General features: G+C 68.9%; 19 protein-coding genes. 11 read left to right on the top strand and 8 right to left on the bottom strand.

From position 1 onward, the window contains the following. Positions 1-54: 54 nt before the first annotated feature. The 5 genes from ACZ3KP_RS09115 to ACZ3KP_RS09095 all read right to left on the bottom strand — a co-directional run bounded on the left by ACZ3KP_RS09115 (position 55) and on the right by ACZ3KP_RS09095 (position 5,916). Positions 55-1,053 carry an ABC transporter ATP-binding protein gene (locus ACZ3KP_RS09115; protein ID WP_467497696.1) on the bottom strand — a complete coding sequence of 333 codons (999 nt, stop codon included), beginning with the start codon at positions 1,051-1,053 and terminating at the stop codon, positions 55-57. Further along, on the bottom strand, positions 1,050-2,048 hold the full coding sequence (locus ACZ3KP_RS09110; RefSeq protein WP_467497694.1) for an ABC transporter ATP-binding protein: 999 nt from the start codon (positions 2,046-2,048) through the stop codon (positions 1,050-1,052). The genes ACZ3KP_RS09115 and ACZ3KP_RS09110 overlap by 4 nt, the downstream gene beginning before the upstream one ends. Then, a complete protein-coding gene (locus ACZ3KP_RS09105; protein ID WP_467497692.1) occupies positions 2,045-2,959 on the bottom strand; it encodes an ABC transporter permease in 915 nt (304 codons plus the stop codon). The genes ACZ3KP_RS09110 and ACZ3KP_RS09105 overlap by 4 nt, the downstream gene beginning before the upstream one ends. Next, positions 2,956-3,921: an ABC transporter permease gene (locus ACZ3KP_RS09100; protein WP_467498079.1), complete on the bottom strand. Its 966-nt coding sequence runs from the start codon at positions 3,919-3,921 to the stop codon at positions 2,956-2,958. Before ACZ3KP_RS09100 ends, ACZ3KP_RS09105 begins: the two co-directional genes overlap by 4 nt. Before the next feature lie 123 nt (positions 3,922-4,044). After that, complete coding sequence (locus ACZ3KP_RS09095) at positions 4,045-5,916, bottom strand: ABC transporter substrate-binding protein (protein WP_467497690.1); 1,872 nt, start codon at positions 5,914-5,916, stop codon at positions 4,045-4,047. A 247-nt stretch (positions 5,917-6,163) separates the two neighbouring features. Here ACZ3KP_RS09095 and ACZ3KP_RS09090 point away from each other — a divergent pair, with 247 nt between their 5' ends. From ACZ3KP_RS09090 to ACZ3KP_RS09070, 5 genes are read left to right on the top strand one after another with little or no spacing between them, the layout of a single operon-like run. Beyond that, on the top strand, positions 6,164-7,777 hold the full coding sequence (locus ACZ3KP_RS09090; protein WP_467497688.1) for a peptide ABC transporter substrate-binding protein: 1,614 nt from the start codon (positions 6,164-6,166) through the stop codon (positions 7,775-7,777). 5 nt (positions 7,778-7,782) lie between these two features. Then, positions 7,783-8,706: an ABC transporter permease gene (locus ACZ3KP_RS09085; protein WP_467497687.1), complete on the top strand. Its 924-nt coding sequence runs from the start codon at positions 7,783-7,785 to the stop codon at positions 8,704-8,706. Next, complete coding sequence (locus ACZ3KP_RS09080) at positions 8,699-9,679, top strand: ABC transporter permease (RefSeq protein WP_467497685.1); 981 nt, start codon at positions 8,699-8,701, stop codon at positions 9,677-9,679. The genes ACZ3KP_RS09085 and ACZ3KP_RS09080 overlap by 8 nt, the downstream gene beginning before the upstream one ends. Positions 9,680-9,687: 8 nt before the next feature. Beyond that, on the top strand, positions 9,688-10,662 hold the full coding sequence (locus tag ACZ3KP_RS09075) for an ABC transporter ATP-binding protein (protein WP_358986902.1): 975 nt from the start codon (positions 9,688-9,690) through the stop codon (positions 10,660-10,662). Next, positions 10,655-11,704, top strand: coding sequence for an ABC transporter ATP-binding protein (locus ACZ3KP_RS09070; protein ID WP_467497683.1), 1,050 nt, complete (start codon positions 10,655-10,657; stop codon positions 11,702-11,704). The genes ACZ3KP_RS09075 and ACZ3KP_RS09070 overlap by 8 nt, the downstream gene beginning before the upstream one ends. A 152-nt stretch (positions 11,705-11,856) precedes the next feature. Here the strand turns inward: ACZ3KP_RS09070 and ACZ3KP_RS09065 are convergent, their stop codons facing one another. Next, the gene (locus ACZ3KP_RS09065; protein ID WP_467497681.1) at positions 11,857-13,977 is read right to left on the bottom strand and encodes a prolyl oligopeptidase family serine peptidase; all 2,121 of its coding nucleotides are present in this window, start codon (positions 13,975-13,977) and stop codon (positions 11,857-11,859) included. Between the two features lie 190 nt (positions 13,978-14,167). Here ACZ3KP_RS09065 and ACZ3KP_RS09060 point away from each other — a divergent pair, with 190 nt between their 5' ends. The 4 genes from ACZ3KP_RS09060 (at position 14,168) to ACZ3KP_RS09045 (ending at position 21,161) form a co-directional block, all read left to right on the top strand. Next, positions 14,168-14,362 carry a hypothetical protein gene (locus ACZ3KP_RS09060; RefSeq protein WP_358986881.1) on the top strand — a complete coding sequence of 65 codons (195 nt, stop codon included), beginning with the start codon at positions 14,168-14,170 and terminating at the stop codon, positions 14,360-14,362. 132 nt (positions 14,363-14,494) lie between these two features. Then, positions 14,495-18,130, top strand: coding sequence for a type I restriction endonuclease subunit R (locus ACZ3KP_RS09055; protein WP_467497679.1), 3,636 nt, complete (start codon positions 14,495-14,497; stop codon positions 18,128-18,130). Positions 18,131-18,132: 2 nt separating this feature from the next. Beyond that, a complete protein-coding gene (locus ACZ3KP_RS09050) occupies positions 18,133-19,563 on the top strand; it encodes a restriction endonuclease subunit S (protein WP_467497677.1) in 1,431 nt (476 codons plus the stop codon). After that, the gene (locus ACZ3KP_RS09045) at positions 19,560-21,161 is read left to right on the top strand and encodes a type I restriction-modification system subunit M (RefSeq protein ID WP_467497675.1); all 1,602 of its coding nucleotides are present in this window, start codon (positions 19,560-19,562) and stop codon (positions 21,159-21,161) included. The genes ACZ3KP_RS09050 and ACZ3KP_RS09045 overlap by 4 nt, the downstream gene beginning before the upstream one ends. 6 nt (positions 21,162-21,167) lie before the next feature. Here the strand turns inward: ACZ3KP_RS09045 and ACZ3KP_RS09040 are convergent, their stop codons facing one another. Both ACZ3KP_RS09040 and ACZ3KP_RS09035 read right to left on the bottom strand, forming a co-directional pair. Further along, on the bottom strand, positions 21,168-21,380 hold the full coding sequence (locus ACZ3KP_RS09040) for a DUF397 domain-containing protein (protein WP_467497673.1): 213 nt from the start codon (positions 21,378-21,380) through the stop codon (positions 21,168-21,170). Next, on the bottom strand, positions 21,377-22,243 hold the full coding sequence (locus ACZ3KP_RS09035) for a helix-turn-helix domain-containing protein (RefSeq protein WP_467497671.1): 867 nt from the start codon (positions 22,241-22,243) through the stop codon (positions 21,377-21,379). The genes ACZ3KP_RS09040 and ACZ3KP_RS09035 overlap by 4 nt, the downstream gene beginning before the upstream one ends. 152 nt (positions 22,244-22,395) lie before the next feature. Between ACZ3KP_RS09035 and ACZ3KP_RS09030 the strand changes: the two genes are divergently transcribed. Continuing rightward, on the top strand, positions 22,396-22,824 hold the full coding sequence (locus ACZ3KP_RS09030; RefSeq protein WP_467497669.1) for an ATP-binding protein: 429 nt from the start codon (positions 22,396-22,398) through the stop codon (positions 22,822-22,824). Between the two features lie 133 nt (positions 22,825-22,957). Beyond that, on the top strand, positions 22,958-26,503 hold the full coding sequence (locus ACZ3KP_RS09025; protein WP_467497667.1) for an nSTAND1 domain-containing NTPase: 3,546 nt from the start codon (positions 22,958-22,960) through the stop codon (positions 26,501-26,503). Positions 26,504-26,509 lie beyond the last annotated feature (6 nt).

Genomic DNA, 26,509 nt, shown 5'->3' with positions numbered 1-26,509 from the left:
ACCGGCGTGTTCCGGGAGCGGCCACGGGTGGCGAGCCGGCGGGCCGGCGCCGGCTCACGCCGTGATCCCGGCCCGTGCCCAGTGGCAGGCCGCCCGGTGGGTGCCCGTGCCGGGCAGCACCTGCGGGTCCTCGCCGCGGCAGGCGTCCGCGACGCCCGCCCGGTCCGCCGCGCCGCTCGCCAGGATCTGGCAGCGGGCGTGGAAGCGGCAGCCCGCGGGGATGCGGGAGGGGTCCGGGGGTTCGCCGGTCAGCACCACGGGCTCGCCCGGCGCCTCCGGCAGCACCGACAACAGCGCCTGCGTGTACGGGTGCCGGGGAGCCGTCAGGACCTGTTCGACGTCCCCCGCCTCCACGATCCGGCCCAGGTACATCACCGCGACCCGGTCGGCGATGTTCCAGGCCAGACCCAGGTCGTGGGTGACCACCAGGGCGGCCAGGTCCAGTTCGGCGCGCAGCCGCAGCAGCAGGGCCAGGATCTCGCCGCGCACGGAGGAGTCGAGGGAGGCCACCGGCTCGTCGGCGACGATCAGTTCGGGTGCGAGGACCAACGCGCCCGCGATCACCACGCGCTGGCGCTGCCCCCCGGACAGCTCGTGCGGGTAGCGCAGGAAGAAGCGTTCCGGCGGCCGCAGTCCCGCGTGGGCGAGGGCCTCGGCGACCGCCGCCCGCTCGTCGTCCGTACGGCCGTGGATCCGCAGTCCCTCGGCCACCGCGTCGTACACCGTGTGCCGGGGATTCAGTGAGCCGGTCGGATCCTGCAGCACCAGTTGGACCCGTGCACGGTAGGCCTTCAGCGCCCGTGCGGAGTACTCGAGGGGCTTCCCGGCGAAGACGATCCGGCCGCCGGACGGCTTCACCAGGCCGAGCAGCGAGCGTGCCAGCGTCGTCTTGCCGCAGCCCGACTCGCCGACCAGCGCGACGATCTCGCCCGGCCGGACGTCCAGTTCGACGCCGTCCACGGCCCGCGCCCCGGGGGCTCCGCGCCGTCCGGGGAAGACCACGTGCAGCCCCTGGGCGCTCAGCAGCGGCGGTGGCGGCGGTGTCGTCGTCATGGAGTGCTCCTCGTGTCCTCGGCCGCGGCGGCCGGTCCTGGCACCGCCGCCCCCACGTGCACACAGGCGGCCCGGCGCTCCGGCCCGGCGTCCCGCAGCACCTGGTCCCGCGTGGCGCACACGTCCAGCGCCACCGGACAGCGCGGATGGAACGCGCAACCGGCCGGCGGTGCCGAGGGGTCGGGCGGGTCCCCGGCCAGCCCGTGCGGTGCGAAGCGGGAGGCGGGGTCGCCGATCCGTGGGAACGCCGCCGACAGGGCCCTGGCGTACGGGTGCCGGGCGTCCTCGTACACCCGGCGGGCGGGACCCTCCTCGACGACGCGGCCCGCGTACATCACCGCGAGCCGGTCGCAGGTGTCGGCCAGCACCGCCAGGTCATGGCTGATCATGATCAGGCCCACGTCCTGCTCCGCCACCAGCTGCTGGATCAGCCGCAGGATCTGCGCCTGCACCATCACGTCCAGGGCGGTGGTCGGCTCGTCGGCGACGATCAGCCGTGGGTCGCAGGCCAGCGCCATGGCGATCATCACGCGCTGGCGCTGCCCGCCCGACAGCTCGTGCGGGTACGCGGCCGCCCGGGACGCCGGCAGGCCCACGTGCTCCAGCAGCTCGCCGGCCCGCCGCCGGGCCGCGGCAGCCGTGGTCCCGTTGTGCAGCAGGACCGGCTCGGCGATCTGGTCGCCGACCCGGTGCACCGGGTTCAGCGAGTGCATCGCCCCCTGGAAGACGATCGAGGCACCCGCCCAGCGCACCGCCCGCAGCCGCCCCCAGCGCATGGTCAGCACGTCCTCCCCGTCCAGCAGGACCTGCCCGGAGACCCGCGTCCCGGCCGGCAGCAGCCTGAGCAGCGCGAGCGCCAGCGACGACTTCCCGCAGCCCGACTCGCCCGCGATGCCGAGCTTGCGGCCCGCCGCCAGCGAGAGGTCCACGCCCCGCACCGCGGCCGCTCCGCCGGGGTGGGTCACCTTCAGGTCCCGGACCTCCAGCAGGGTCAACGGGTCACCTCCAGCCTGGGGTCGAGGACGGACTCCACCGCGCGCCCGCACAGCGTGAACGCCAGCGCGACCGCCGCGATCGCGAGACCCGGCGGGATCAGGTACCACCAGTCCCCGGCGCTGACCGCGCCCGCCTCCCGCGCGTCCTGCAGCAGCCCGCCCCAGGAGACGACCGTCGGGTCACCGAGGCCGAGGAAGGCCAGCGTCGCCTCGGCCAGGATGGACGAGGAGATCATCAGCGTGGTCTGGGCGAGGATCAGCGGCAGTACGTTCGGCAGCACGTGCCGGGTCATGACGTGCCAGTGACCGCCGCCCAGCGCCCTGGCCCGTTCGATGTAGGGGCGGGACTCCACCGCGAGGGTCCCCGCGCGCACCAGGCGGGCCGTCGTCGGCCAGGAGGTGACGCCGATGGCGAGGATCACCGTGCCCAGCGACCGGGACATCACGGTGGCCAGCGCGACGGCGAGGACCAGGGCGGGCATCACCAGGAACCAGTCCGTGATCCGCATCAGCACCGTCGCGTACGCCCCGCGGAAGTGCCCGGCGGTGATGCCGACGACCGCGCCGATGACGACCGACAGCACCGCGGCCAGCAGCCCGACCAGGAGGGAGACCCGCGAACCCCAGACGACCAGGCCCAGCAGGTCACGTCCGAACCGGTCGGTGCCCAGCGGGAACGCGCCGCTCGGCGCCTGCAGCGGACTGCCCGGCGCGTCGGTCACCCCGGTCACACCGGACCCCACGGTCAGCGGCGCGGTCAGCGCCACCAGGGCGAACAGGACGAGAGCGGCCAGTCCGGCCAGTCCGGCGCGACGGGTCCGGTACCGCCGGACGAACCGTACGACGGAACGGCGCCGACGCTGCCGGACCAGCGCGCGGGAACCACCGGCCGGAGCGGTGTCGGTCGTCATCGGCCCACCCGGGGGTCGAGCAGGGGGTAGAGAAGGTCGGCCAGCGTGTTCATGATGATCACCGCCGAGGCGAAGAAGAGGAACAGCCCCTGCACCAGGGGCAGGTCGGGCACGCTCAGTGCCTGGTAGAAGAGGCCGCCGAGGCCGGGCCAGGAGAAGACCGTCTCGACCAGGATGACGCCCGCGACGGTCCGGCCGAGGTTGACGAAGACCAGGGTGACCGTGGGCAGCAGGGCGTTCGGAACCGCGTGCCTGCGGCGCACCAGGTCGTCCCGCAGCCCCTTGGCGCGGGCGGTGGTGAGGTAGTCGCCGCCCATCTCGGCCAGCAGCGCCGCGCGGGTGACCAGCAGCGTCTGCCCGTACTCGACCGCGACCAGGGTGAGCACCGGCAGCACGAGGTGGTGGGCGACGTCCAGGACGCGGGCGAAGCCCTCCGTGCCGCCCGACTCCATGCCGCCCGTCGGGAAGAGCCCCGGAACGGGTCCGAGGCCCACCCCGAACACGATGACGGCCAGCAGCCCCAGCCAGAACGACGGGACGGAGTACAGGGTCAGCGCCAGACCGGTGTGGAGCCGGTCGCCGAGCCGGCCGTGCCGCCAGGCGGAGCGGGTGCCGAGGAACACACCGAGCGCGGTGTAGATCACGAAGGCCGTGCCGGTCAGCAGCAGGGTGTTCGGCAGCGCCTCGCCGATCTTGTCGACCACCGGGGTGTGGAACTGGTACGAGGTGCCCAGGTCGCCGGTGAGCGCCTTGCGGCAGTAGTCCGTGAACTGCTCCCACATCGGCAGGTCGAGTCCGAACTCCTTTCGGTATTCAGCGAGTTGGGCGGCCGAGATCGGCCGGCCGGCCGTCATGGTCCGGACCGGGTCGCCGGGGATCAGCCGGAAGAGGAAGAAACCGGTGACGAGGACGGCGAGCAGCGACACCACGGCGCCGCCCGCCTTGCCCGCGCCGTAGCGCAGGTACGCGGCGAACGTGCGCGCCCGCGGTCCACGCGGCGGCGGACCGGCCGGAACCGGTCCGGCGTCCGGCCCGGACGGCGTGGGCGGCGTGGGCGGCGTGTCGGGAGCGGTCGGCTGCACGGGCTACTCGCGGTCGTCCGCCGTGGCGCGGCGGCGCCTCGCGAGGAACACCCCGGCCCCGGCGAGGACCACCACCCCCGCGACGACCCCGACCACGATCCCGGTCGAGCCGCCGTGCGAGGAGCCCGAGGAGTCGGCCGGCACCGCCGACCACCAGCTCCAGTAGCCGTCCTGTCCGTAGATGTTGCCGGCGGCCCTGGGCATCGTCTCGATCGACTTGATCTGGTCGGTGCGGTAGGCCTCGACGGCGTTCGGGTACGCCATGACGTTGACGTACCCCAGGTCGTACAGCCGTGACTCCATCTGCCGGACCAGGGCGGCCCGTCGGGCGGGGTCGTACTCGGCGAGCTGCCGGGCGTACAGGCCGTCGTACGTCCGGTCGCAGACGAAGTCGTCGGTCGGGCCGATGTCCTTCGGGGTGGCGGGCAGGGCGCCGCAGGTGTGGATGGACAGCACGTAGTCCGGGTCGGGGTTGACGGACCATCCGTCGAAGGCGAGGTCGAACCGGCCGGCGCGCCAGGGATCGGTGACGTTGTCCAGGCAGTCGAGGGTCATGCCGATGCCGAGCTTGGCCCACCACTCCCTGAGGTACTGGCCCACGGCCTTGTCGTTGGGGTCGGTGGCGTGGCACAGGACGCGGTAGTCCAGCGGTCTGCCGTCCTTGCCGACCCGTTTGCCGTCGGCGTTCTTCCGGTAGCCGGCCTGGTCGAGGAGGCGGGCGGCCGCCGCGGGGTCGTAGCCGAGTTCCTGGCGCGCGGACGGCTTCCAGAAGTACGAGGTGAAGCGCGGCGGGATGTAGCCCTGCCCCTCGGCCGCGTGCCCCTGGAACACCTTGTCGACGATGGTCTTCCGGTCGACGGCCATGAACAGCGCGTGCCGCACCCGCGGGTCGAGCAGGGAGGGGTCGCCGTCGCCGAACCTCTGGCCGTTCCTCGCGCGGGCGCCGGGGTTGACGGCGAGGGCGTAGAAGCGGCGGCCCGGGGCGTCGTTGACGTGGATGTTCCTCCGGCCCTGGAGCGAGGACGCCTGGGCGGGTGTCAGGGCCGGTGCGCCCGCGACGAAGGAGACCTCGCCCTTGCGCAGGGCGGCCACGGCGGCGTCCTGGTCCTTGTAGTACCGGAAGACCAGCTCGTCGAACCTGGGGGCGCCGCGCCAGAAGTGCTTGTTGGCCCTGAGCCGGACGTAGCTGTCGGCGCGGTAGCCGGTGAGGACGAACGGCCCGTCGCCCACGACGGGGAGACCGCTGTCGTTGTTGAACTTCGAGAAGTCCGCGACGTTCTTCCAGATGTGCTCGGGCACGATCGGCACGTCCAGCGCGGTCATCGTGGCCTGCGGCTTCTTCAGCGTGATGACCAGTTCGGTGGGGCTCGGCGCCGTCACCTTGCGGAAGTTGGTGACGAAGTTGCCGTTCGCGGTGGCGGCCGCCGGGTCGGTCATCAGCTTGTCGAACGTCCACGCCGCGTCCTCGGCGGTCACCCGCTGCCCGTCCGACCACTTCGCGCCGGAGCGGATCGTGTAGGTCCAGGTGAGCTTGTCGGCGGAGGCGGACCACCTGGTGGCCAGGCCCGGGACCGGGTGCGCGTCCCCGGGGTCGTAGTCGGTGAGGTACTCGTACATCAGCCGCTGGAGGCTGGTGCTGAGCAGCCGCGTGGCCAGGAAGGGGCTCAGCGAGTCGACGCTCTGGGCGACCGCGACGGTGAGCACCTTGTCGCCGGTGGCGGCCGACGCCTGCCGGGGTAACGGGTCGAGCGGGGTCGCGAGCACCGCCGAGAAGGTCAGGGCCAGGGCGCCGGCGGCCGCCACCGACCGGGGCGCACGCAGGCGGGGGGTTATCGGGTGTGAACGCCTTGCGCGGTACTGGGCTCGTGGGCTCATGGGGGGTGACCTCGCGTCATCGCTCGCACAGTTACGGCTCGTTCGGAGTCCGGGTGTGTCTATCAGCGGTCCCAAGGGTGCGTCAACGGCGCGTGGGGCTGGTGTGGCCTGCGGAAAAAGCGCGCCACCCCTTCGGGTGGGTCCTGCTGCGGATGGGCGAAGCGAATATGCGGTATGTGCAGTTTCTGACGATATTGACCGGTAAGGGGTCGCGGTAGGAGACCACCCTGCACGGAGGAGGCACGCCATGCGTTCAGCGACGCACGCCCGCGGGGCGGTCTGGGCGGTGGTGGTGGCGCTGACCGCCACGGCCTGCGGGGGCGGCGGCGGCCAGAGCGGCGTGCTGAGCTCCTCCTGGGGCGACCCCCAGAACCCCCTGGAGCCCGCCAACACCAACGAGGTCCAGGGCGGCAAGGTCCTCGACATGATCTTCCGGGGGCTGAAGAAGTACGACCCGAAGACCGGCAAGGCCCAGAACATGCTCGCCGAGAAGATCGACACGAGCGACTCGCAGAACTTCACGATCACCCTCAAGGACGGCTGGACCTTCTCCAACGGCGAGAAGGTCACCGCCAAGTCCTTCGTCGACGCCTGGAACTACGGGGCGAGCCTGAAGAACAACCAGAAGAACGCCTACTTCTTCGGCTACATCCAGGGCTACGACAAGGTCCATCCGGACAGCGGTTCGCAGAGCGCCGACACCCTCTCCGGACTGAAGGTCGTCGACGACAGGACGTTCACCGTCAAGCTCGGCCAGAAGTTCTCCAGCTTCCCCGACACCCTCGGCTACGCGGCCTTCGCGCCGCTGCCCCGGGCCTTCTTCACCGACCACGCCGGCTGGCTGAAGCAGCCGGTCGGCGACGGGCCGTACGCCATCGAGTCGTACACCAAGGGCTCGCAGATGAACCTGCGGAAGTGGGCCCTGTACCCGGGGGAAGACAAGGCGCGGAACGACGGCGTGACCCTCAAGGTCTACACCGACAGCGACACCGCCTACACCGACCTGATCGCCGGCAACCTCGACCTCGTCGACGACGTGCCCGCCACACAGCTGAAGAACGTCAAGGCCGACCTCGCCGGCCGCTACATCAACACCCCGGCCGGCATCATCCAGACCCTCGCCTTCCCCTACTACGACGGCGCCTGGAACAGGAGCGGCGCGGAGAAGGTCCGCACCGGCCTGTCCATGGCCATCAACCGCAAGCAGATCACCGACACCATCTTCCACGGCACCCGCACCCCCGCCACCGACTGGACCTCGCCGGTGCTCGGCGCCGAGGGCGGCTTCAAGGCGGGGCTGTGCGGGAGCGCCTGCGACTACGACCCGGCCCAGGCCAAGAAGCTGGTCCAGGAGGGCGGAGGGCTGCCGGGCGGCCAGGTCAAGATCACGTACAACGCCGACACCGGTTCGCACAGGATGTGGGTGGACGCCGTGTGCAACTCCATCAACAACGCGCTCGGCAACGACAAGGCGTGCGTCGGGAACCCGGTAGGCACGTTCGCCGACTTCCGCAACCAGATCGGGCAGCACAAGATGACCGGCCCGTTCCGCGCGGGCTGGCAGATGGACTACCCGCTCATCCAGAACTTCCTCCAGCCGCTCTACTACACCAACGCCTCCTCCAACGACGGCAAGTGGTCCAACAAGGACTTCGACAGGCTCGTCGACCGGGCGAACGCCGAGACCGACACCGCCAAGGCCGTCTCCGCCTTCCAGCAGGCCGAGGGGGTCGTCCGGGACAACATGGCCGCCATCCCGCTCTGGTACCAGAACGGCAGCGCCGGCTACTCGGACCGGCTGTCGAACGTCGCGCTCAACCCGTTCAGCGTCCCCGTCTACAACGAGATCAAGGTCAGCTGACCGGCATGGGGCGCTACGTGGTCCGGCGGCTGCTCCAGATGGTCCCGGTGTTCGTCGGGGCCACGCTGCTGATCTTCCTGATGGTCAACGTCATGGGCGACCCGATCGCCGGACTGTGCGGCGAGCGCGCCTGCGACCCGGCGACCGCCGCCCAGCTGAAGAAGGAGTTCGGACTCGACAAGCCGGTGTGGCAGCAATACCTCACCTACATGGGGAACGTCTTCACCGGGGACTTCGGTACGGCGTTCAACGGGCAGCCGGTCACCGAGCTGATGGCCACCGCGTTCCCCGTCACCGTCCGGCTGACGGTCGTGGCCGTCCTCTTCGAGATCGTCATCGGCATCACGCTGGGCGTGCTCACCGGGATGCGCCGCGGCCGGCCCGTCGACACCGGCGTGCTCCTCGCCACCCTGGTCGTGATCTCCGTACCGACCTTCGTCACCGGCCTGCTGCTCCAGCTCCTGCTCGGCGTCGAGTGGGGCTGGATCCGGCCCTCCGTCTCCCCGGACGCCGGCTTCGGCGAGCTGATCGTGCCCGGTCTCGTGCTCGCCTCGGTGTCCCTCGCCTACGTCACCCGGCTGACCCGGACCTCCATCGCAGAGAACAGACGCAGCGACTACGTCCGCACGGCCGTCGCCAAGGGCCTGCCCCGGCGCCGGGTCGTCTCCCGGCACCTGCTGCGCAACTCCCTCATCCCCGTCGTCACCTTCATCGGCACCGACATCGGCGCGCTGATGGGCGGTGCCATCGTCACCGAGCGGATCTTCAACATCCACGGCGTCGGCTACCAGCTCTACCAGGGGATCCTGCGGCAGAACACCCAGACGGTGGTCGGCTTCGTGACCGTCCTCGTCCTGGTGTTCCTGGTGGCCAACCTCCTCGTGGACCTCCTCTACGCCGTACTCGACCCGAGGATCCGCTATGCCTGAGCAGCCGTTCGAGCCCGACCGGGCCATCGCGGGAACCGGCGCGGGCGGAGCGATGGACCTCGCGACGACCGAGGCCGAGACGCTGGAGCGGACACCGGGCGGCCCGCTCGGCACCGGCCCGGCCGCCCGGCCCCGCTCGCTGTGGTCCGACGCCTGGCGGGACCTGCGCCGCAACCCGGTCTTCGTCATCTCCGCCCTCGTCATCCTCTTCCTGGTCGTCATCTCCCTGTGGCCGTCCCTGATCGCCTCCGGCAGCCCCCTCCAGTGCGACCTCGCCAAGGCCCAGGAGGGCTCCCAGCCGGGCGCCCCCTTCGGGTACGACGGACAGGGCTGCAACGTCTACACACGGACCGTCTACGGGGCCCGTACGTCCGTCACGGTGGGCGTCTGCGCCACGCTCGGGGTGGCCCTGCTCGGGTCGGTGCTCGGCGGGCTCGCCGGGTTCTTCGGCGGGGGCTGGGACGCGGTCCTGTCCCGGATCACCGACGTCTTCTTCGCGATCCCGGTCGTCCTCGGCGGCCTCGTCCTGCTGTCCGTGGTGACCAGCAACACGGTCTGGCCGGTCATCGGCTTCATGGTGCTGCTCGGCTGGCCGCAGGTCTGCCGGATCGCCCGCGGCTCGGTGATCACCGCGAAGCAGAACGACTACGTGCAGGCCGCCCGCGCCCTCGGCGCCTCCCCCTCGCGCATCCTGCTGCGGCACATCGCGCCCAACGCGGTGGCACCCGTGATCGTGGTCGCGACCATCGCGCTCGGTACCTACATCGCGCTGGAGGCGACCCTGTCGTACCTCGGCGTCGGCCTGAAGCCGCCGAGCGTCTCCTGGGGCATCGACATCTCCGCCGCCTCCCCGTACGTCCGCAACGCGCCGCACGCGCTGCTGTGGCCCTCCGGGGCCCTCGCGATCACCGTCCTGGCCTTCATCATGCTCGGCGACGCGGTGCGCGACGCCCTCGACCCGAAGCTGAGGTGAGCGCCGTCGTGCTGCTCGAAGTGCGGGACCTGCACGTGGAGTTCCGGACCAGGGACGGGGTCGCGAAGGCGGTCAACGGGGTCTCGTACGCCGTCGGCGCGGGCGAGACGCTGGCCGTGCTCGGCGAGTCCGGGTCCGGGAAGTCGGTGACCGCCCAGGCCGTGATGGGGATCCTCGACGTGCCGCCGGGGCGGATCAGCGGCGGCGAGATCCTCTTCCAGGGGCGGGACCTGCTGACGCTGAAGGAGGAGGAGAGGCGGCGGATCCGGGGCGCCGGGATGGCGATGATCTTCCAGGACGCGCTGTCGGCGCTGAACCCCGTGCTGAGCGTGGGCGACCAGCTCGGCGAGATGTTCGTCGTGCACCGGGGGATGTCGAAGAAGGACGCGCGGGCCAGGGCCGTCGAGCTCATGGACCGGGTGCGGATCCCGGCCGCCGCCCAGCGGGTGCGGGACTATCCGCACCAGTTCTCCGGCGGCATGCGCCAGCGCATCATGATCGCCATGGCGCTGGCCCTGGAACCGGACCTGATCATCGCCGACGAGCCGACGACCGCCCTGGACGTCACCGTGCAGGCCCAGGTCATGGACCTGCTCGCGGAGTTGCAGCGCGAGTACCGGATGGGGCTGATCCTCATCACCCACGACCTGGGCGTGGTCGCGGACGTCGCCGACCGCATCGCCGTCATGTACGCGGGACGGATCGTCGAGTCCGCGCCCGTGCACGACCTCTACAAGGCGCCGGCCCACCCGTACACCCGGGGACTGCTCGACTCGATCCCGCGCCTGGACCAGAAGGGCCAGGAGCTCTACGCCATCAAGGGCCTGCCGCCCAACCTCATGGACATCCCTCCGGGGTGCGCCTTCCACCCGCGCTGCCCCATGGCCCAGGACGTGTGCCGCACCGACGAGCCGCCGCTGTACGAGGTGGACCGGCACCGGGGCAGCGCCTGTCACTTCTGGAGGGAATGCGTCGATGGTTGAGCCGATCATCGAAGTGCGCGGACTGGTCAAGCACTACCCGTTGACCCAAGGCGTTCTCTTCAAGAAGCAGGTCGGTGCGGTCAAGGCCGTCGACGGTGTGGACTTCGTGCTCAACAGGGGAGAGACGCTCGGGATCGTCGGGGAGTCGGGCTGCGGCAAGTCGACCCTTGCCCGGATGCTCGTCCATCTCGAGCGGCCGACGGCCGGGTCGATCACGTACAAGGGCGAGGACATCACCAGGTTGAGCGGGCGGGCCCTGAAGGCGGTCCGCCGCAACATCCAGATGGTCTTCCAGGATCCGTACACCTCGCTCAACCCCCGGATGACCGTCGGCGACATCATCGGCGAGCCCTACGAGATCCACCCCGAGGCGGCCCCCAGGGGCGACCGGCGCCGACGCGTCCAGGAACTGCTGGACGTGGTCGGCCTCAACCCCGAGTACATCAACCGCTACCCGCACCAGTTCTCCGGCGGCCAGCGGCAGCGCATCGGCATCGCCCGGGGGCTGGCGCTGCGCCCCGAGGTGATCGTCGCCGACGAGCCCGTCTCCGCCCTGGACGTCTCGGTCCAGGCCCAGGTGATCAACCTGCTCGACCGGCTCCAGAAGGACTTCGACCTGTCGTACGTCTTCATCGCCCACGACCTGTCGATCGTGCGGCACATCTCGGACCGGGTCGCGGTGATGTACCTAGGGCGGATCGTGGAGACCGGCAGGGACGAGGAGATCTACGACCACCCCACCCACCCCTACACGCAGGCGCTGCTCTCCGCGGTGCCGGTACCGGACCCCGGGGCACGGGAGCACCGGGAGCGGATCATCCTGAGCGGGGACGTGCCGTCGCCGACGAACGTGCCGTCGGGGTGCCGGTTCCGCACGCGGTGCTGGAAGGCGCAGGAGCGGTGCGCGCGGGAGGTGCCGGCGCTCGCCGTGCCCGCCGCGTTCCGGTCCGCGTCGGGGCCGGCGGCGCACGACTCGGCCTGCCACTTCGCCGAGGAGAAGCGGGTGGTGCCACCGGACGATCTTGTCAACGGGGGTGCATAACGGGTCGAACACGGGTCAATCGCGTTAACACGCAGGCAACTTCACCGACCCGGTCCCGATATACGGACGCGGCACGCTGAACAGCGTACGGCCGTGCGGGTGCCGTGAACGGGCCGGGACGCGCCATGTCGTCCCGGCCCGTTGCCGTACCCCTACCCGAGCCCCAGCGACCTCTTCAGGAAGTCCAGCTGGAGCAGCAGCAGGTTCTCCGCCACCTGTTCCTGCGGGGTCATGTGCGTGACGCCCGACAGGGGCAGCACCTCGTGCGGGCGGCCCGCCGCGAGCAGCGCCGAGGACAGCCGCAGCGAGTGCGCCACCACCACGTTGTCGTCGGCGAGACCGTGGATGACCATCATCGGGCGGTGCGGTTCGGCCGCCTCGGTCAGGCCCTCGTCGTCGATGACCGAGTTACGGCGGTACACCTCCGGCTGCTCACCGGGGTCGCCGAGGTAGCGCTCCTGGTAGTGGGTGTCGTACAGGCGCAGGTCGGTCACCGGGGCGCCGACCACCGCCGCGTGGAAGACGTCCGGGCGGCGCAGGGCCGCCAGGGCGGCGAGGTAGCCGCCGAACGACCAGCCGCGGATCGCGACCCTGGTGAGGTCGAGGGGGAAGTCCTCGGCGAGCGCCTGGAGCGCGTCGACCTGGTCCTGGAGGACGATCGCGGCGACGTCGTCCTTGATGGACTTCTCCCAGGCGGGGGAGCGGCCCGGGGTGCCCCGGCCGTCGGCGACGAGCACCGCGAAGCCCTGGTCGGCGAACCACTGCGAGGTGAGGTGGGCGTTGTGCGCGGCGACCACCCGCTGACCGTGCGGGCCTCCGTACGGGTCGAGCAGAACGGGAAGGGGAGTGTCCCCGTGGTAGTCCCGTGGCATAAGCACGGCGCACGGAATTCGCCGTGCGCCCCCCTGAGTGAGCGTCACGCGCGGGGACAAACCGGGATCTTCGGCGTACGAGGCAAGAGTCGCCACCTGCTTGCCGTCGCGCAGTACCTGGACACGGGCGCCGGGGCGGTCCAGCGTGGCGGAGACCAATACGGTCACGCCCCCGGCGCGAACCGCCGTGTGCACGCCTGGCTCCTGCGACACGCGCTCCACGCCGAGCTCGCTGACCCGGTAGACGTGCACCTCGCCGATCTCGGGGGACTCGGCCTCCTCGCCGGCGGACGCCGTGACCAGCACGTCGTCGCTGGTCACGTCCAGTACCGCACGGATGTGCAACTGGGCTCCGGTGAGCGGTCGTTCCCCCACCGCGAGGACCCGGGCGCCGCCCTCGTCGGCGATCCGCACGAGCCGCCCAGAGGGGCTCCAGCAGGGCACTCCGGCGAAAAGTTCAAGCCAAGTTGGATCTTCGTCGGCGTGCACCATCCGGGTCGCCCCCGACTCCGGGTCCACCGCCAGGAACAGCTGACTGCGCTGGTCGCGCGCCTGTACGAGCAGCAGCGGTGCACCCGCATCTGACCAGTGCACATGCGCCAGGTACGGATAGCGTGCCCGGTCCCACGAGACCTCCGTGCGCTCCCCGTCGAGGCCGTACAGGAACAGCCGCACGTCCGCGTTCGCCGTGCCCGCCGCGGGGTACGCGACGTGGTGTGGGTCACGCGCAGGGTGGGCGGGGTCGGCGATCCACCATCGCTGCACCGGCGTGTCGTCCACCCGCGCCACGAGCAGCCGGTCCGACCCGGGCGACCACCAGAAACCGCGCGAGCGCCCCATCTCCTCGGCCGCGACGAACTCGGCCAATCCGTAAGTGACCTGATCCGACTCCGGCTCCGCGAGCGCCCGGTCGTCCCCACCCTCGGCGCCCACCACGCGCAGGGCGCCCTGCGCCACGTACGCGACCTGGCGGCCGTCGGGGGACGGGCGGGGGTCGATCACCGGCCCGGGGACGCTGAGTTCACGCGTCGTACCGGCCCTGAGCTCGGCCGTGAAAAGCCGCCCTGACAAGGCGAAAGACGCCAACTCCAGGGCCGCGTCGGCGGCGTAGCCGACGATGCCGGCACCGCCCTCACGGCTGCGTTCGCGGCGGGCGCGCTCCTGCGCCGAGAGGTGCTCCTCGGCGCCGCCGAGCAGCGCCCGCGGGTCCGCCGCGAGGTGCTCCTCGCCGCTCGCCACGTCGAGGACCCACAGGGAGTTGGCCCGGTCCGTACCGGAGCCGGAGCGCAGGAAGGCCACCCGGGAGCCGTCGGGGGCCACGGTGAACGCGCGCGGCGCGCCGAGCGTGAAACGCTGGGTGCGGGCGTGCCGGCGGGGGAATGAGACAGGCTCGGTCGTCATGCCCTGACCATATTGGCCATGCGCCCCCTTGTGCGGCCGTGCGCCGAGCGATGCGCGAGCACGCATAGTTATGATCACTACCGCTGGGTGGGTATGAACCTGCTGGCGTGAGCATGGAACTGCTGTACCGATCTACAACCCCCATAGTCCGAACCCCCCGCGTCCCTGGGATCTTTGGAGGTGAGCCGCCGTGGCACTCTCGATTTCGGCGGTGGTGCTGCTGGCGATCATCGTCTTCTTGTTGATCAAGAAGTCGGGTCTGAAGGGCGGTCATGCCGTGGTGTGCATGCTGCTCGGTTTCTATCTCGCCTCCTCGACCGTCGCGCCGACGATCCACGACCTGACGACCAACGTCGCCAGCATGATCGGCAGCATCAAGTTCTGAGGGGCGCGTCCGCGCCTTCGGCGCCCACGGGCGACTGGAGACGCGGTTCTCCTGTCCTATTCCGCTGCTTCCCCGTCTTGTCCTCCGTAAGCTTGTCCAACCTGGGACGGGCGATGGCTGAGGCGGGGGCACGTGGACGGGCAGAACATGGACGACCGGCTTCGGCAGTTGGCGAAGGCGTCAACCAACTTCGGACGTCTGTACAGCTATCAGCCACTGCTGGCCATCTACGGTTCGCAAGCGGAGCTGACCGTCTTCACCAACCCGAACGCGGCCTACGTGAGTGCTGGCCAGTTCGGCGAGGTGCTGGCCGAGGAGTTCGTCACCCGCACTGGCACGCGTGTCCAGGGCACGACCCAGTTCGACCGCCTCAACGCACTCACCCGGGCAGGCGTGCTCGTCGGCTGGAGTCGCGAAGCCTTCGACAAGCTCCGCAGAGGCCGTAACGACGCCGCGCACAACCACCTCTTCGACACGACCAAGGCGCTCGAAGCGTTGGAGCTGTGTTGGCGACTCGGCGATCTCTTCGACCGCGCGATGGGCGGCAAGCGGACCGTGTCGGCGTTCGTCCCGCCGACGCTGTCCGCGGACGTGCAGACCGCTGATCCCGAGGAGATCTCGGAACTTCAGGAGGCCCTGGAAGGGCATCGCCGCGCGCTTGCCGAGTCGCGCGTCAAGCTCTCCGAGACCAGCGACCGCCTTGAGGCCGAGCGCCGGGCCCGTAGTGAGGCCGAGGAACTCATCGCCAGCGTGCAGCGTGCGAAGTCGGAGTACGCAGCCCAGATCGAGGACCTGAGAGCACAGGTCACCGAGCTGCGCACGGCTCACCAGCAGCGGTACGACCGTGAGCGTGTCCAGCCCCGCAGGATCGCCTCCGCGGCCCGTGACGCGATCGTGGAGCGCGCGCAGCGCCCCGCGCCGCTCAACGAGGTGCAGGCACGCAAGAAGATCGACGCGATGCTGAGGAAGGCAGGCTGGCTGATCCAGAGCAAGACGGACACCAACCCCCTCGCGGGCAGGGGCGTCGCCGTCGAGGAGTTCACGCTCGCCACCGGGCGTGCCGATTATGTCCTGTACGTCGACGGAAAGATTGTCGGTGTCATCGAGGCCAAGCGCGAGGGCACTCCCCTGGCCGGGGCCCTCGCGCAGAACGAGCGGTACGCGGCCGGAGTGCTCAAGGAGCATGCGATGGCGGTGTGGCGTCGCGACGAGCCTTTCGCGTTCCGATACGTCAGCACCGGCGCGGAGACGTACTTCCTCAACCGCGTCGATCCTCACGCACGCTCCCGCGAGGTCTTCACCTTCCACCGCCCCGAGACCATCGCCTCATGGATGAAGCGGGCCGACGCGGAACCGGACGTGCCCACCTTCCGCGCAGCCCTCCGCACGAGCATGCCGCTCTTGGAGACGCACGGCCTCCGCATTGCCCAGGTGGACGCCATCACGGGCCTGGAAGGCTCTCTGGCGGCCGACCGACCTCGTGCCCTTATCCAGATGGCCACGGGCGCCGGAAAGACCTTCACAGCCGTCACGGAGACCTACCGCCTCCTCCGCCACGCGGGCGCGCGCCGAATCCTGTTTCTCGTCGACCGCAACAACCTCGGACGCCAGGCGCACGCCGAGTTCGACAAGTACCGCACCCCCGACGAGAACCGGAAGCTCACCGACCTCTACAACGTCGACATGCTGGGGCGCAGCGGGCTGCAGGAGACCTCGGCGGTCGTGATCTCCACCATCCAGCGGATGTACGCGCTCCTCAAGGGGGAGGAACTGCCGGACGGCCCGGAGACGGACGAACCGGACAGCGACGAGACGAAGTCCGGAGCGACGGCCGAGGCGGCCACCGCGAGTGACGCGAACACCTCGAACCTAGACGAGACTTACGCGGCGGACGAGCCGGTCACTGTCGAGTACAACCCGGACGTCCCGATCGAGTCCTTCGACGTGATCGTGATCGACGAGTGCCACCGCTCGATCTACGGCCTGTGGCGCGGCGTCCTCGAGTACTTCGACGCCCACCTGGTCGGCCTGACGGCCACGCCCACCCGCCAGACCCAGGGCTTCTTCGACAACAACATGGTGGCCCAGTACACGTACGAGCAGGCCGTCGCCGACGGCGTCAACGTCGACTTCGACATCGTGCGCCTCGACACCACCATCCGCGAGGACGGCGGGGCGAAGATCGAGAAGGGTACGACCGTCCAGATCCGGGACCGGCAGACCCGCGTCCGGCGGTACGAGGAGCTGGACGAGGACTTCGAGTACACCGTCGCGCAGCTCGGCCGTACGGTGATCGCCGAGGACGAGATCCGGGCCGTGCTGACGACGTACCGGAACAACTGGAAGCGCTGGTTCCCGGGGCGTGCGGAGCTGCCCAAAACCCTCGTCTTCGCGGCCGGCGACGACCACGCCGAGGAAGTGCTGAAGCAGGTCAAGGAAGTCTTCGGTCGGGGCGACGAGTTCGCCAAGAAGATCACCTACCGGTCCCGGCAGAACGGCGACGACCCGGACACGCTGATCAACGACCTCCGTAACTCGCCCCGCCTCCGGGTAGCGGTCACGGTCGACATGATCGCTACGGGTACGGACGTGAAGCCGCTGGAGTGCGTGATCTTTCTGCGAGCCATCAAGAGCCCGGTGCTCTTCGAGCAGATGAAGGGCCGCGGTGCCCGCTCCATCGACGCGGACGAGCTGAAGGCGGTGACCCCGGAGGCCGCGCCGGACCTGACGAAGGACCGTTTCGTCCTGATCGACGCGGTAGGCGTGACCGACTCCCCTCTGGTGGACGCCCGGCCGCTCATCCCGGCGGGGGAGAAGAGCGCCTCGTTGGCGAAGCTGCTGGACAAGGCAGGTACGCGGTCGCTCACGGCGGACGAGGCGGAGACGCTGGCGCGCCGCCTGGCCCGCATCGACCGCCAGCTGGGCGCGGAGGAGCGAGGCCTGTTGGCCCAGACGTCCGGAGGCGTGAGCCTGGCCGACCTCGCCCGCCGGATCACCGATGCGGTGGACGTCGACACCCAGGATCAGGCACGGCATGACGGCGGCCCGGAACTGGCCAGGAAGCTGGTCCAGGACGCGGTGGCGCCGCTGACTTCCCGACCCGAGCTGCGCAAGCTGATCCTGGAAATCCGGCACCAGCAGGACCTGACGTACGACGAGACGACCGAGGTCCGTGTCACCCAGATGCGGGAGATACCCCGCACGGAGCGGGCGGCGAAAGAGCTGGCCGAGTGGCACTCCCTTCTCACGAAGGAGCAGCGGGACGAGAACGTGGCGATCCGTGTCGCGCTGGGCAGCGGCGCGCGGGTCAGTCCGCGCGAGGCGCGCGACGCGCTGCGGGAGCTGGCGGGACGGATCAGGGCGACGAACCGTTCCTGGACGACGGGTGTCATCTGGGACCACTACGAGCAGCTCGGCCGCGCCGCCGCCGGCCCCGGCAAGGAGGCGGGCCTCGGTGACCTGGTCCGCCTCATCCGCTTCGAGCTCGGCGCCGACGACGAGCTCCTGCCGTACCGTACGGTGGTCGAGGAGCGCTTCGAGGGCTGGCTGCTGCGGCAGCGACAGGCGGGCGTGGAGTTCACGGACGACCAGCTGTGGTGGCTGGAGCGGATAAAGGACGCCATCGCCGTCGACGTCGGCATAGAGCCGGGAGACTTCGGAGCCGCACCGTTCACCGAGCGGGGCGGCGGCCGGGGCTTCATGCAGGCGTTCGGGGACAAGGACGCGGCGCTGGAATTGTTGGATGAGCTGAATCGGGAACTGGGTTGAGCGTGAATTTGGGTCAGTTGCCGGACTCCTGGTCGTGGGTGTCCCTTAAGGACCTGCTGAGCGAACCGTTGGTCAACGGGCGATCGGTCAAGACCATGGATGGGGGGTTCCCGGTGCTCAGGCTCACGGCGATCAAGCACGCGAAGATCGATCTCCGGGAATCGAAGGAAGGTGCGTGGAATGCTGAGCAGGCTGCGCCATTCCGGGTACAGCAAGGTGATTTCCTGCTCAGTCGTGGTAGTGGGTCCAAACATCTTGTGGCACGTGGCGGTTTGGTTGGAGCCGTAGGGAGCCCGGTTGCGTTCCCCGATACTATGATTCGAGTGCGTCTTCACAGTGGCTTGATCTCCGCTGCATATTTTCGACTTTTGTGGAATTCGCCTGTCGTGCGCACGCAGATTGAGGGAGAGGTGCGCACCACGGCTGGGATCTACAAGATAAACCAGGCCATCCTTGAAAGGGTCAGGTTGCCCCTTCCTCCGCTTGCGGAGCAACAACGCATCGTTGAAGCGCTTGAAGAGCAAATCTCGGTTTTGGACCGGGCCGTTGCTAACCTTGACGCAACTCAGCTGCGTGTTCATCAGTTGGTGACCCGTATTCTGGTCTCTTCGTTCGAGCTTTCTGGTGGATCAACTCTTCCCTTGGAAGCGGTGGCCGAGGTGCGTATCGGTCGTCAGAGGTCGCCCAAGAATCATTCCGGTGAGCGGATGAGGCCATACCTGCGGGCCGCCAATGTCGGCTGGAATGGCCTCATCTTGGATGACATCAAGGAGATGAATTTCACCGAAAAGGAACAGGCTGTATTTGGCCTACGAGAAGGTGATATTCTCATGAGTGAGGCGTCGGGGAGTGCTGGCGAGGTTGGTAAGCCCGCCATCTGGAATGGCGAAATTGATAATTGCTGCTTCCAGAATACGTTGATCAGGGTTCGTGCATTCGGAGTGGATCCCAAATATCTTCTCTATTTCCTGCGGGGTTCTGCTTTGAGTGGTGCATTTAGTTCCGGAGTGAGGGGCGTAGGAATCCACCATCTCGGAGTGGCGAAGGTAAGCGTGTGGCCGATTCCAGTTCCAGCTCCCGATGTTCAGCGCAAGGTAGTGGAATCGATCGATGAGAAGTTGGCGGCTGTGGCGGTGGCTCGCAGAGCGCTGAGCTCCGTAGACGGCGTCCCACGAAAAGCGACCGTGTTGCGGCAAACATTGTTGCGGCGGGCGTTTAGCGGGACTCTCGTTTCGCAGAATCCTCAGGATGGGTCCGTTTCAGAGGCCATGGCCCACGTGACGGCCGACCGGGCGGGAGCACTGAAATCGAAGCGCCCCCGCAAGGCCGCTGCCAAGAGGGCCGCCGTTCCCCAAGCCGCCACTCCCACAGATCTGGCCCCCGAACCAACCCCCGCCCCCGCCCTCGCCGTACAGCAGGAGTTCGACCTGTGACCGCCGCCCCCGTAGACGCCGTGCCGCCCGCGAACCAATCGGTCGAGAAGACCGCCAAGGCCGTAGCGCAGACGAACACGCTCGTTGCCAAGCTCTGGAATTATTGCAACGTCTTGCGCGACAACGGCATGTCCACCATCGAGTACGTCGAGCAGCTCTCCTACCTGCTCTTCCTCAAGATGGTGGATGAGAAGGAGAACGATCCCTGGGACGGCCAGGACCTGAGCGCCATCGTCCCCGCCGACTACAACTGGAAGTCGCTCGTAGGCAAGCGCGGGCCGGAGCTGGAAAAGCACTATCGGGACATTCTCGAACACCTCGGCCAGCACCCCAATACCACCATCGGCACGATCTTCGCCGACGCCCAGAACCGGATCACCAAGCCGGCCCTCCTGGAGAAGTTGGTCGTCGAGCTGATCGGTCGCCAAGAGTGGACGGTGACCGGCACGGACCTCAAGGGCGATGCCTACGAAGGTCTGCTCAACAAGGGTGCCTCCGATACCAAGACCGGCGCTGGTCAGTACTTCACGCCTCGCGCTCTGATCGATGCCATGGTGGATGTCGTCCAACCTGGACCGGATGACACCATCACGGACCCGGCCTGCGGCACCGGCGGCTTCCTCATCGCCGCCCACGCCTACATCCGCGACCACCACATGAAGAAGATGTCGCTGGAGGAGCGGAAGGCCTACGACGAAGGTCGCAAGATCTGGGGCAACGAACTCGTCACCGGCACCGCCCGCCTGGCCGCGATGAACATGCTCCTTCACGGCATGGGCAAGAGCGATGGGCCCAGCCTCATCCACGTCGGTGACGCCCTCGCCGACAAGCCCAGCGGCAAGCACGCCACCCTCGTTCTCGCGAACCCGCCCTTCGGTCGTAAATCGGCGATCACTGTCATCGGTCAGGACGGCGAGGTCGAGAAGGAAGACATCCAGTACGACCGTGACGACTTCACCGCCACGACCACCAACAAGCAGCTGAATTTCCTGCAACACATCATGTCGCTCACGGCCGTCGGCGGTCGGGCCGCGGTCGTCCTGCCCGACAACGTGCTCTTCGAGGGGGGCGCCGGCGAGAAGGTACGGCGGAAGCTGCTGGACGAGTTCGACCTCCACACCATCCTGCGGCTGCCCACCGGCATTTTCTACGCAGGTGGCGTCAAGGCCAACGTCCTTTTCTTCGACAAGAAGCCCCCGCGCGCAGACGGCAAGCCCCATACCACCGAGACGTGGGTCTACGACTTCCGGACCGGCCAGCACTTCACCCTGAAGCAGCGGCCGCTGACCCGAGCTCACCTCGATGACTTCGTGGCGGCCTACCGGCCCGGCGAGCCCCGCTCTTCCCGCGTCGAGTCTGAGGACGACAATGGGCCCTTCAAGAAGTTCAGTTACGACGACCTGATCGCCCGCGACAAGGTCAACCTCGACATCACGTGGATGAAGGACCCTGCCCTCGACGACGCCGACAGTGGTCTGCCGCCTGAGGTCATCGCCGAGGAGATCGTCCGCGACCTCCAGGCCGCCCTGAACGAGTTCACCGCCATCGCACGCTCACTGGGTGGCGAGGTCGACGTACCTGAGGCCGAGGTCGAGTAGCGGCCGTCAGCTCACGGACACGTACGGCACGAAGTCGGCCCAGGCCTTGAGCGAGAGCGCGAGGCGCGGGCCGTCTTCGGCGTGCTTGGAGTCGCGGACGTGGATGGTGGTGGGGGCGGCGGCAATCTCTACGCAGGAGTCGCCCTCGGTGCCGTCGCTATAGCTGCTCTTGAACCACAACAGGTCGTGCACATCCCCAACCGACGTCTTGCGGATCATGTTTCTCCCAGCACCTGTTCGATGAAGGCAACCGACTCCCCTGGAGTGAGAGCCTGGGCCCGAATGGTCCCATACCGCAGTTCGAGGATGCGAAGTTCCTTCGGGTCCGAAGTCGGACGGCCGTTGAAAGCGCCGTCGGACCGTCCCAATGCCGTGCCATCTGCGAACTTCAGCAGCTCGATCTTGCCATCGACGCCAGGATGAGCCACGGTGTCTGTGAGCATCACCTGGAACGTCACGTTGCGCAACTGCGCCACTTTGAGCAGGTGTTCCAGTTGTCGGCGCCGGACCATTGTGCCTCCGACTCGGCGGCGTAGGGACGCCTCCTCCTGGACAAAGCTCAATGCTACGGCCGGTGACTTCTCGAAGATCGCCTTGCGAGCCATCCTGGCTGCCACCAGACGTTCGACCTCCTCCTGCGAGTAGGGCGGCTGGCGCGCCTCGAACAGGGCGCATGCATGTTCCTCTGTTTGCAGAAGTCCGTGGACACTGAGGCCCACGTAGACCCCGATCTCTACCGCCTGCCCCTCCAACTTCGCCAGATCCCGGACCTTCTTCGGGTACCGGACCTTCTCTACATCCTCCTTCATTGCGGCGATCAACCCGTCCGCCCGCAACACCTGGTCGGCCTTGTCCAAGAACTCCGGCCTGGGGATACGCTTCCCTGCCTCGATTTTGTAGATCAGGTCCTCGCCGTAGCCGACGGCCTTGGCGAAGTCGGGGACTCGCATCCCCCCTGTCTCACGCCGCAGCCTCAACTGCCGCCCCACTGTTGCGATGACCGCGAGCCCCCAGTCGTCGTCCGGGTCCACCTCCCACCCCGGCTCGTCCGCCTCGCTCACGACCTCGACGCCTGTCGCCATCCCGCACCCTCCGTCGTTCGACCTTGCAACGACGCCCTACTCGTACGGTCCCGGTCGACAGCGTGGACACCACTGGACAACCGCTGGACAGTTACTCTACGCAACAGCGTCGTCACTGTTCACGGTAGGCGAGTCCGGCCACGCTGAGTGACGTGATTCGAGAAACCGCCCCCTCCGAGGCCCACCCCGCCACCCCGGTCCGCAACTTCAGCGTGCTGCTGTCACCCACACCCCGTGGTGCCCGTCTTGCCAGGCTCCTCGCCACCGCACAACTCCGCTCCTGGGGGCTTCCCTCGGATCCGGCGGCGCACCTCGTGGGCGAACTGGCTGCCAACGCCGTGCACCACGGCCGCGTACCCGGCCGGGACTTCCGGCTCACCCTCTATGTAGTCGGCGACACCCTCCGCATCGAGGTCACCGACACGTGCGGCGACCGGCTTCCCCACGTCCGGCATCCGGACTCCGACACCGAGTCCGGCCGAGGCCTCCTCCTGGTCGACGCGCTCGCCAATCGCTGGGGCGTCGCTCACGGCCCGTACCCGCGCAAGACCGTCTGGGCGGAAGTGAAGGTGTCACCGTGAATCAGGAGCAAGGCCGACCTGACACGCGTGGCTGAAACCCGTCTGCGCCGTTGAACGCCTTTGCCAGCCCCCGGAAGATGGTCATGGAGGAGTCCGGGGCGACGGGGGTGGGCGGTACTCGATGCGGAACCGTATGCAGGTCGTGCTCCAGATCCTGCTGGCACTGGTCGCCTGCGTACTCGGGATCGCCACCAACTACGCGACCAACACCGACAGGGCCCCATGGGCGCTTGAGCTGATCCGCCGCTACTCCGTCCCGGCCATCGCAGTGCTGATCGTGGCCCTCGTGGTCGGGCAGGTCGTCGTCTACCGACTGGAGAACCCCGCACCGCCCCGGATCGAGTGGCCCCGAGATCGCGTGCCGTATCCGGGGCTCGACGCCTTCGGTGAGGACGAGGCCGCTGTGTACTTCGGACGGGAGGCGCAGGCAGTCGAGCTGACCCGCAGGCTGCACGCCAGTGCCCCCCGACCGGCAGAGCGGTTCCTCGTGCTGGTCGGGGCCTCGGGAAGCGGTAAGTCCTCCCTGGTCAGGGCCGGGGTAATGCCACGGCTTCGAGAACGTCGCTGGACCGTCGTACCGGCCTTTGCGCCAGGCGCGAGTCCGATGGGCGCGCTCGCGGGCGCTCTGGTGGCCGCCGGCGGAGGACAGGAACCCGCGAGCGCCGTACTGCGCAGGCTGCGTCAGGGGCCGGGCATGCTGAGAGCCGAGTTGTCGAAGCTACGGGGCAGTCGGTTCCGGCGATTACTTCTCGTCGTCGACCAGTTCGAGGAGATCGTCACCTTGGCGGGGGAGCGGGAACGCGCCCAGTTTCTGGACGCGCTACGTGCCTGCGTGGAACAGGATCCGGCGGTCCGCGTACTGGTCACCCTCCGGGTGGACCTTTTCGGCAGGTTGCTCGCGACTGGCTATGCGGATCTTCTCCAACATCCCGTTGCCATCGGCACATTGAGCAGGACGCAGCTTGTAGAAGTCGTGGAGCGTCCGGGGGCTCTTGTCGGCCTCCGTTTCGAACCCGGAGTCGTGGACTCTGTCGTGAGCGAGACCGGCACGGACGACGCCTTGCCGCTGCTCGCTTATCTCCTCCAGGAGTTGTACTTCGCCGCCGGTCCTGGAGGCACGGTGACGGAGGAGTCGTATCGAAGTCTCGGCGGTGTTCCCGGTGCGCTGGCGCGCCAGGCCGACAACACCGTGACGGCGCTCGGGGCGGGTGTGGGGATCGATTCCGTCCTTCGTGTCCTGCTCAGGTTCGTCACCGTCGAGGGGCAGGAGGTGGCTCGCCGCCGGGTGCCGCTCTCCGAACTCGACGAGCGGGACCGCCATGTCGTCGACGCCTTCATCGAGGCGCGGCTGCTCCGTACCGATGTTGCGGAAGGCGGACTGGCGGCAGACGGTGGTGAGCCTTATGCGCAGGTGACGCATGAGGCGCTCTTCCGGCAGTGGGCTCCGTTGCGGCAGGAGGTCGAGGCGCGCGCAGAGCGGCTTCGCGAGCGGGCCGAACTGGAGCGCTGGGCCGTTGACTGGGAGCGGGCCGGACGCAGCGATGACTACCTCCTCACCGGAGAGCGCCTCACCGCGGCCCGACGCTGGCTGGAAGCGCTGGAGGAGACGGGCCAGGCGTCGGAGCCCGCTCGCGCGCTCGTCGAATCGTCGCAGCGCCGTGATCTGACCTTCCTGAGCCAGGTCTCGGACAGCATCGGTCGGCAGGTACTTCTGAGTGCGGAGAACGAGCCCGAACGCTCCCTTCTGCTTTCCCTCGCCGCTCTGGACGAGTGTGCACCCACAGCCTCGGCCCGCCACGGGCTGATGGCCGCGATGGCAGCGAGTCACCTCCGCTCACGACTCGACGGACACACGGACACGGTCCGGCACATCGCATGGTCCCCGGACGGGCGCATGCTGGCCACGGCGTCCAGGGACGGTACGAGCAGGGTGTACGACGCGCGGTCGGGGCGTCCGCTCCTGGTGTTGCCGTGCGACGGAGTCATGGTCGAGTCCGTCGCCTGGTCGCCGGACTCGACCAGGCTGGCAACCACAGGTCGGGACCGTGTCGTACGGATCTGGGACGCGGCTTCAGGGGAGCCGATCCGGCTGCTGAGCGGCGCGGAAGACATCAACAGACAGGTGGCCTGGTCCCCGGACGGCCGTCACGTTGCGGCAAGTTCCAAAGACGGGATCGTGCGGGTGTGGGACGTCAGCACCGGAGCGCTCGTGCACGAACTGCACGGGCACGACGAGGATGTATGGGGTGTGGCCTTCGCGCCTGATGGCGACCGCCTCGCCTCCGCCTCCCACGATCAGACCGCGATCGTGTGGGATCTGACGACAGGGACGGCCGCCACCACGCTCGCCGGGCACTCTGACTTCGTCGAGGGCATAGCCTGGTCGCCGGACGGCCGGCATGTCGCCACCGGATCGGGGGACCACACCGCCCGCATTTGGGACTCAAGGACCGGCGACCTCCGTCTGCTCCTGAGAGGTCACACCGACTACGTGTGGAACCTGGCCTGGTCGCCGGACGGACGGATGCTGGCCAGTGCTTCGTCCGACCGCACCGTTCGGATCGTCGACACCGGGAACGCTGAGGTCCTGGCCGTCCTGCGCGGCCATGCGGACACCGTGTGGGGCGTCGCCTGGTCGCCTTGCGGAACGATGCTCGCCAGCAGCTCCACCGATGGCACAGGCCGGGTGTGGGACCTGCGTCCGCACGGTGCTGAGGTCGTCCTGGCGGGCGGGCACCGGGGTCCGGTGAACCAGGCGGTTTGGTCCGGCGACGGCAGCCATATTGCCACAGCCTCGGACGACGGCACCGTACGAGTGTGGGACGCGGCCACAGGCGTGCTTGTAGGACCGGTGACCGAGGTGAGGGGCCGGGTCTGGACCGTGGCTTGGGCTCCGCAGGGAGAGCGGCTCGCGTTCGCTACGAACGACGGCCTGTTCCGCGTCGTCGAAGGGCGTGGAGACATGCTGTTCGAGAAGCAGGATGAGGTCTTGGAAGGCTGTGCGTGGGCGCCGGACGGGAGGCGGATCGCGACCGGCGGTCATGACGGCGTCGTGGCTGTCCTGTCCGCGCCGGGCGGGGCCGAGCTGATCAAACTCACGGGACATCAGGACTGGGTGGGGCGAGTGGCCTGGTCGCCGAGCGGACGGCTGCTCGCCAGCTGCTCGGATGACCGTACCTGCCGACTCTGGGACATCGGGGAGGCACAGCAGCTCACCGTGCTGCGCGGACATGAGAACTACGTGGAGGACGCGTCCTGGTCGCCGGACGAGACCCGGATTGCCACCGCTTCGGGTGACTGGACGGCTGCCGTCTGGGACGTCGCCACAGGACGGCGCATCGAGGTGCTGAAGGGGCACGAAGGGCGGCTGCGCGCCGTCGCCTGGTCACCCGATGGCCGGCACATCGCCACGGGCGCTGACGACCGCACCGTACGGGTCTGGTCGGCCACCACCCTTGAAGAAGTCGCCGTCGTCGGTGTGCACCAGGACAAGGTGACCTCTGTGGCGTGGTCCCCGGACAGCGCACGGTTGCTCACGGGCTCGGCCGACGGGACGGCGCGCGTGTGGCAGGCAGAGCCGGACTATGACCGCCTGGCGGCGACCGCCCGAGCACGGGTCTTTCGCACGCTGACCCGCGAGGAACGGCGGCAGCATCTGCTGCCGCTGGACCCCGCTTGACGGTGT

It is taken from the genome of Streptomyces sp. NPDC020958 (assembly GCF_055562175.1).
This window is presented reverse-complemented; position numbering and strand designations above follow the sequence as displayed.

Coding starts and splice junctions, on each gene's coding strand:
- ACZ3KP_RS09115 (WP_467497696.1), bottom strand. CDS start 1,053: ATGACGACGACACCGCCGCCACCGCCGCTGCTGAGCGCCCAGGGGCTG.
- ACZ3KP_RS09105 (WP_467497692.1), bottom strand. CDS start 2,959: ATGACGACCGACACCGCTCCGGCCGGTGGTTCCCGCGCGCTGGTCCGG.
- ACZ3KP_RS09095 (WP_467497690.1), bottom strand. CDS start 5,916: ATGAGCCCACGAGCCCAGTACCGCGCAAGGCGTTCACACCCGATAACC.
- ACZ3KP_RS09090 (WP_467497688.1), top strand. CDS start 6,164: ATGCGTTCAGCGACGCACGCCCGCGGGGCGGTCTGGGCGGTGGTGGTG.
- ACZ3KP_RS09085 (WP_467497687.1), top strand. CDS start 7,783: ATGGGGCGCTACGTGGTCCGGCGGCTGCTCCAGATGGTCCCGGTGTTC.
- ACZ3KP_RS09080 (WP_467497685.1), top strand. CDS start 8,699: ATGCCTGAGCAGCCGTTCGAGCCCGACCGGGCCATCGCGGGAACCGGC.
- ACZ3KP_RS09070 (WP_467497683.1), top strand. CDS start 10,655: ATGGTTGAGCCGATCATCGAAGTGCGCGGACTGGTCAAGCACTACCCG.
- ACZ3KP_RS09065 (WP_467497681.1), bottom strand. CDS start 13,977: ATGACGACCGAGCCTGTCTCATTCCCCCGCCGGCACGCCCGCACCCAG.
- ACZ3KP_RS09040 (WP_467497673.1), bottom strand. CDS start 21,380: ATGATCCGCAAGACGTCGGTTGGGGATGTGCACGACCTGTTGTGGTTC.
- ACZ3KP_RS09035 (WP_467497671.1), bottom strand. CDS start 22,243: ATGGCGACAGGCGTCGAGGTCGTGAGCGAGGCGGACGAGCCGGGGTGG.
- ACZ3KP_RS09025 (WP_467497667.1), top strand. CDS start 22,958: ATGCAGGTCGTGCTCCAGATCCTGCTGGCACTGGTCGCCTGCGTACTC.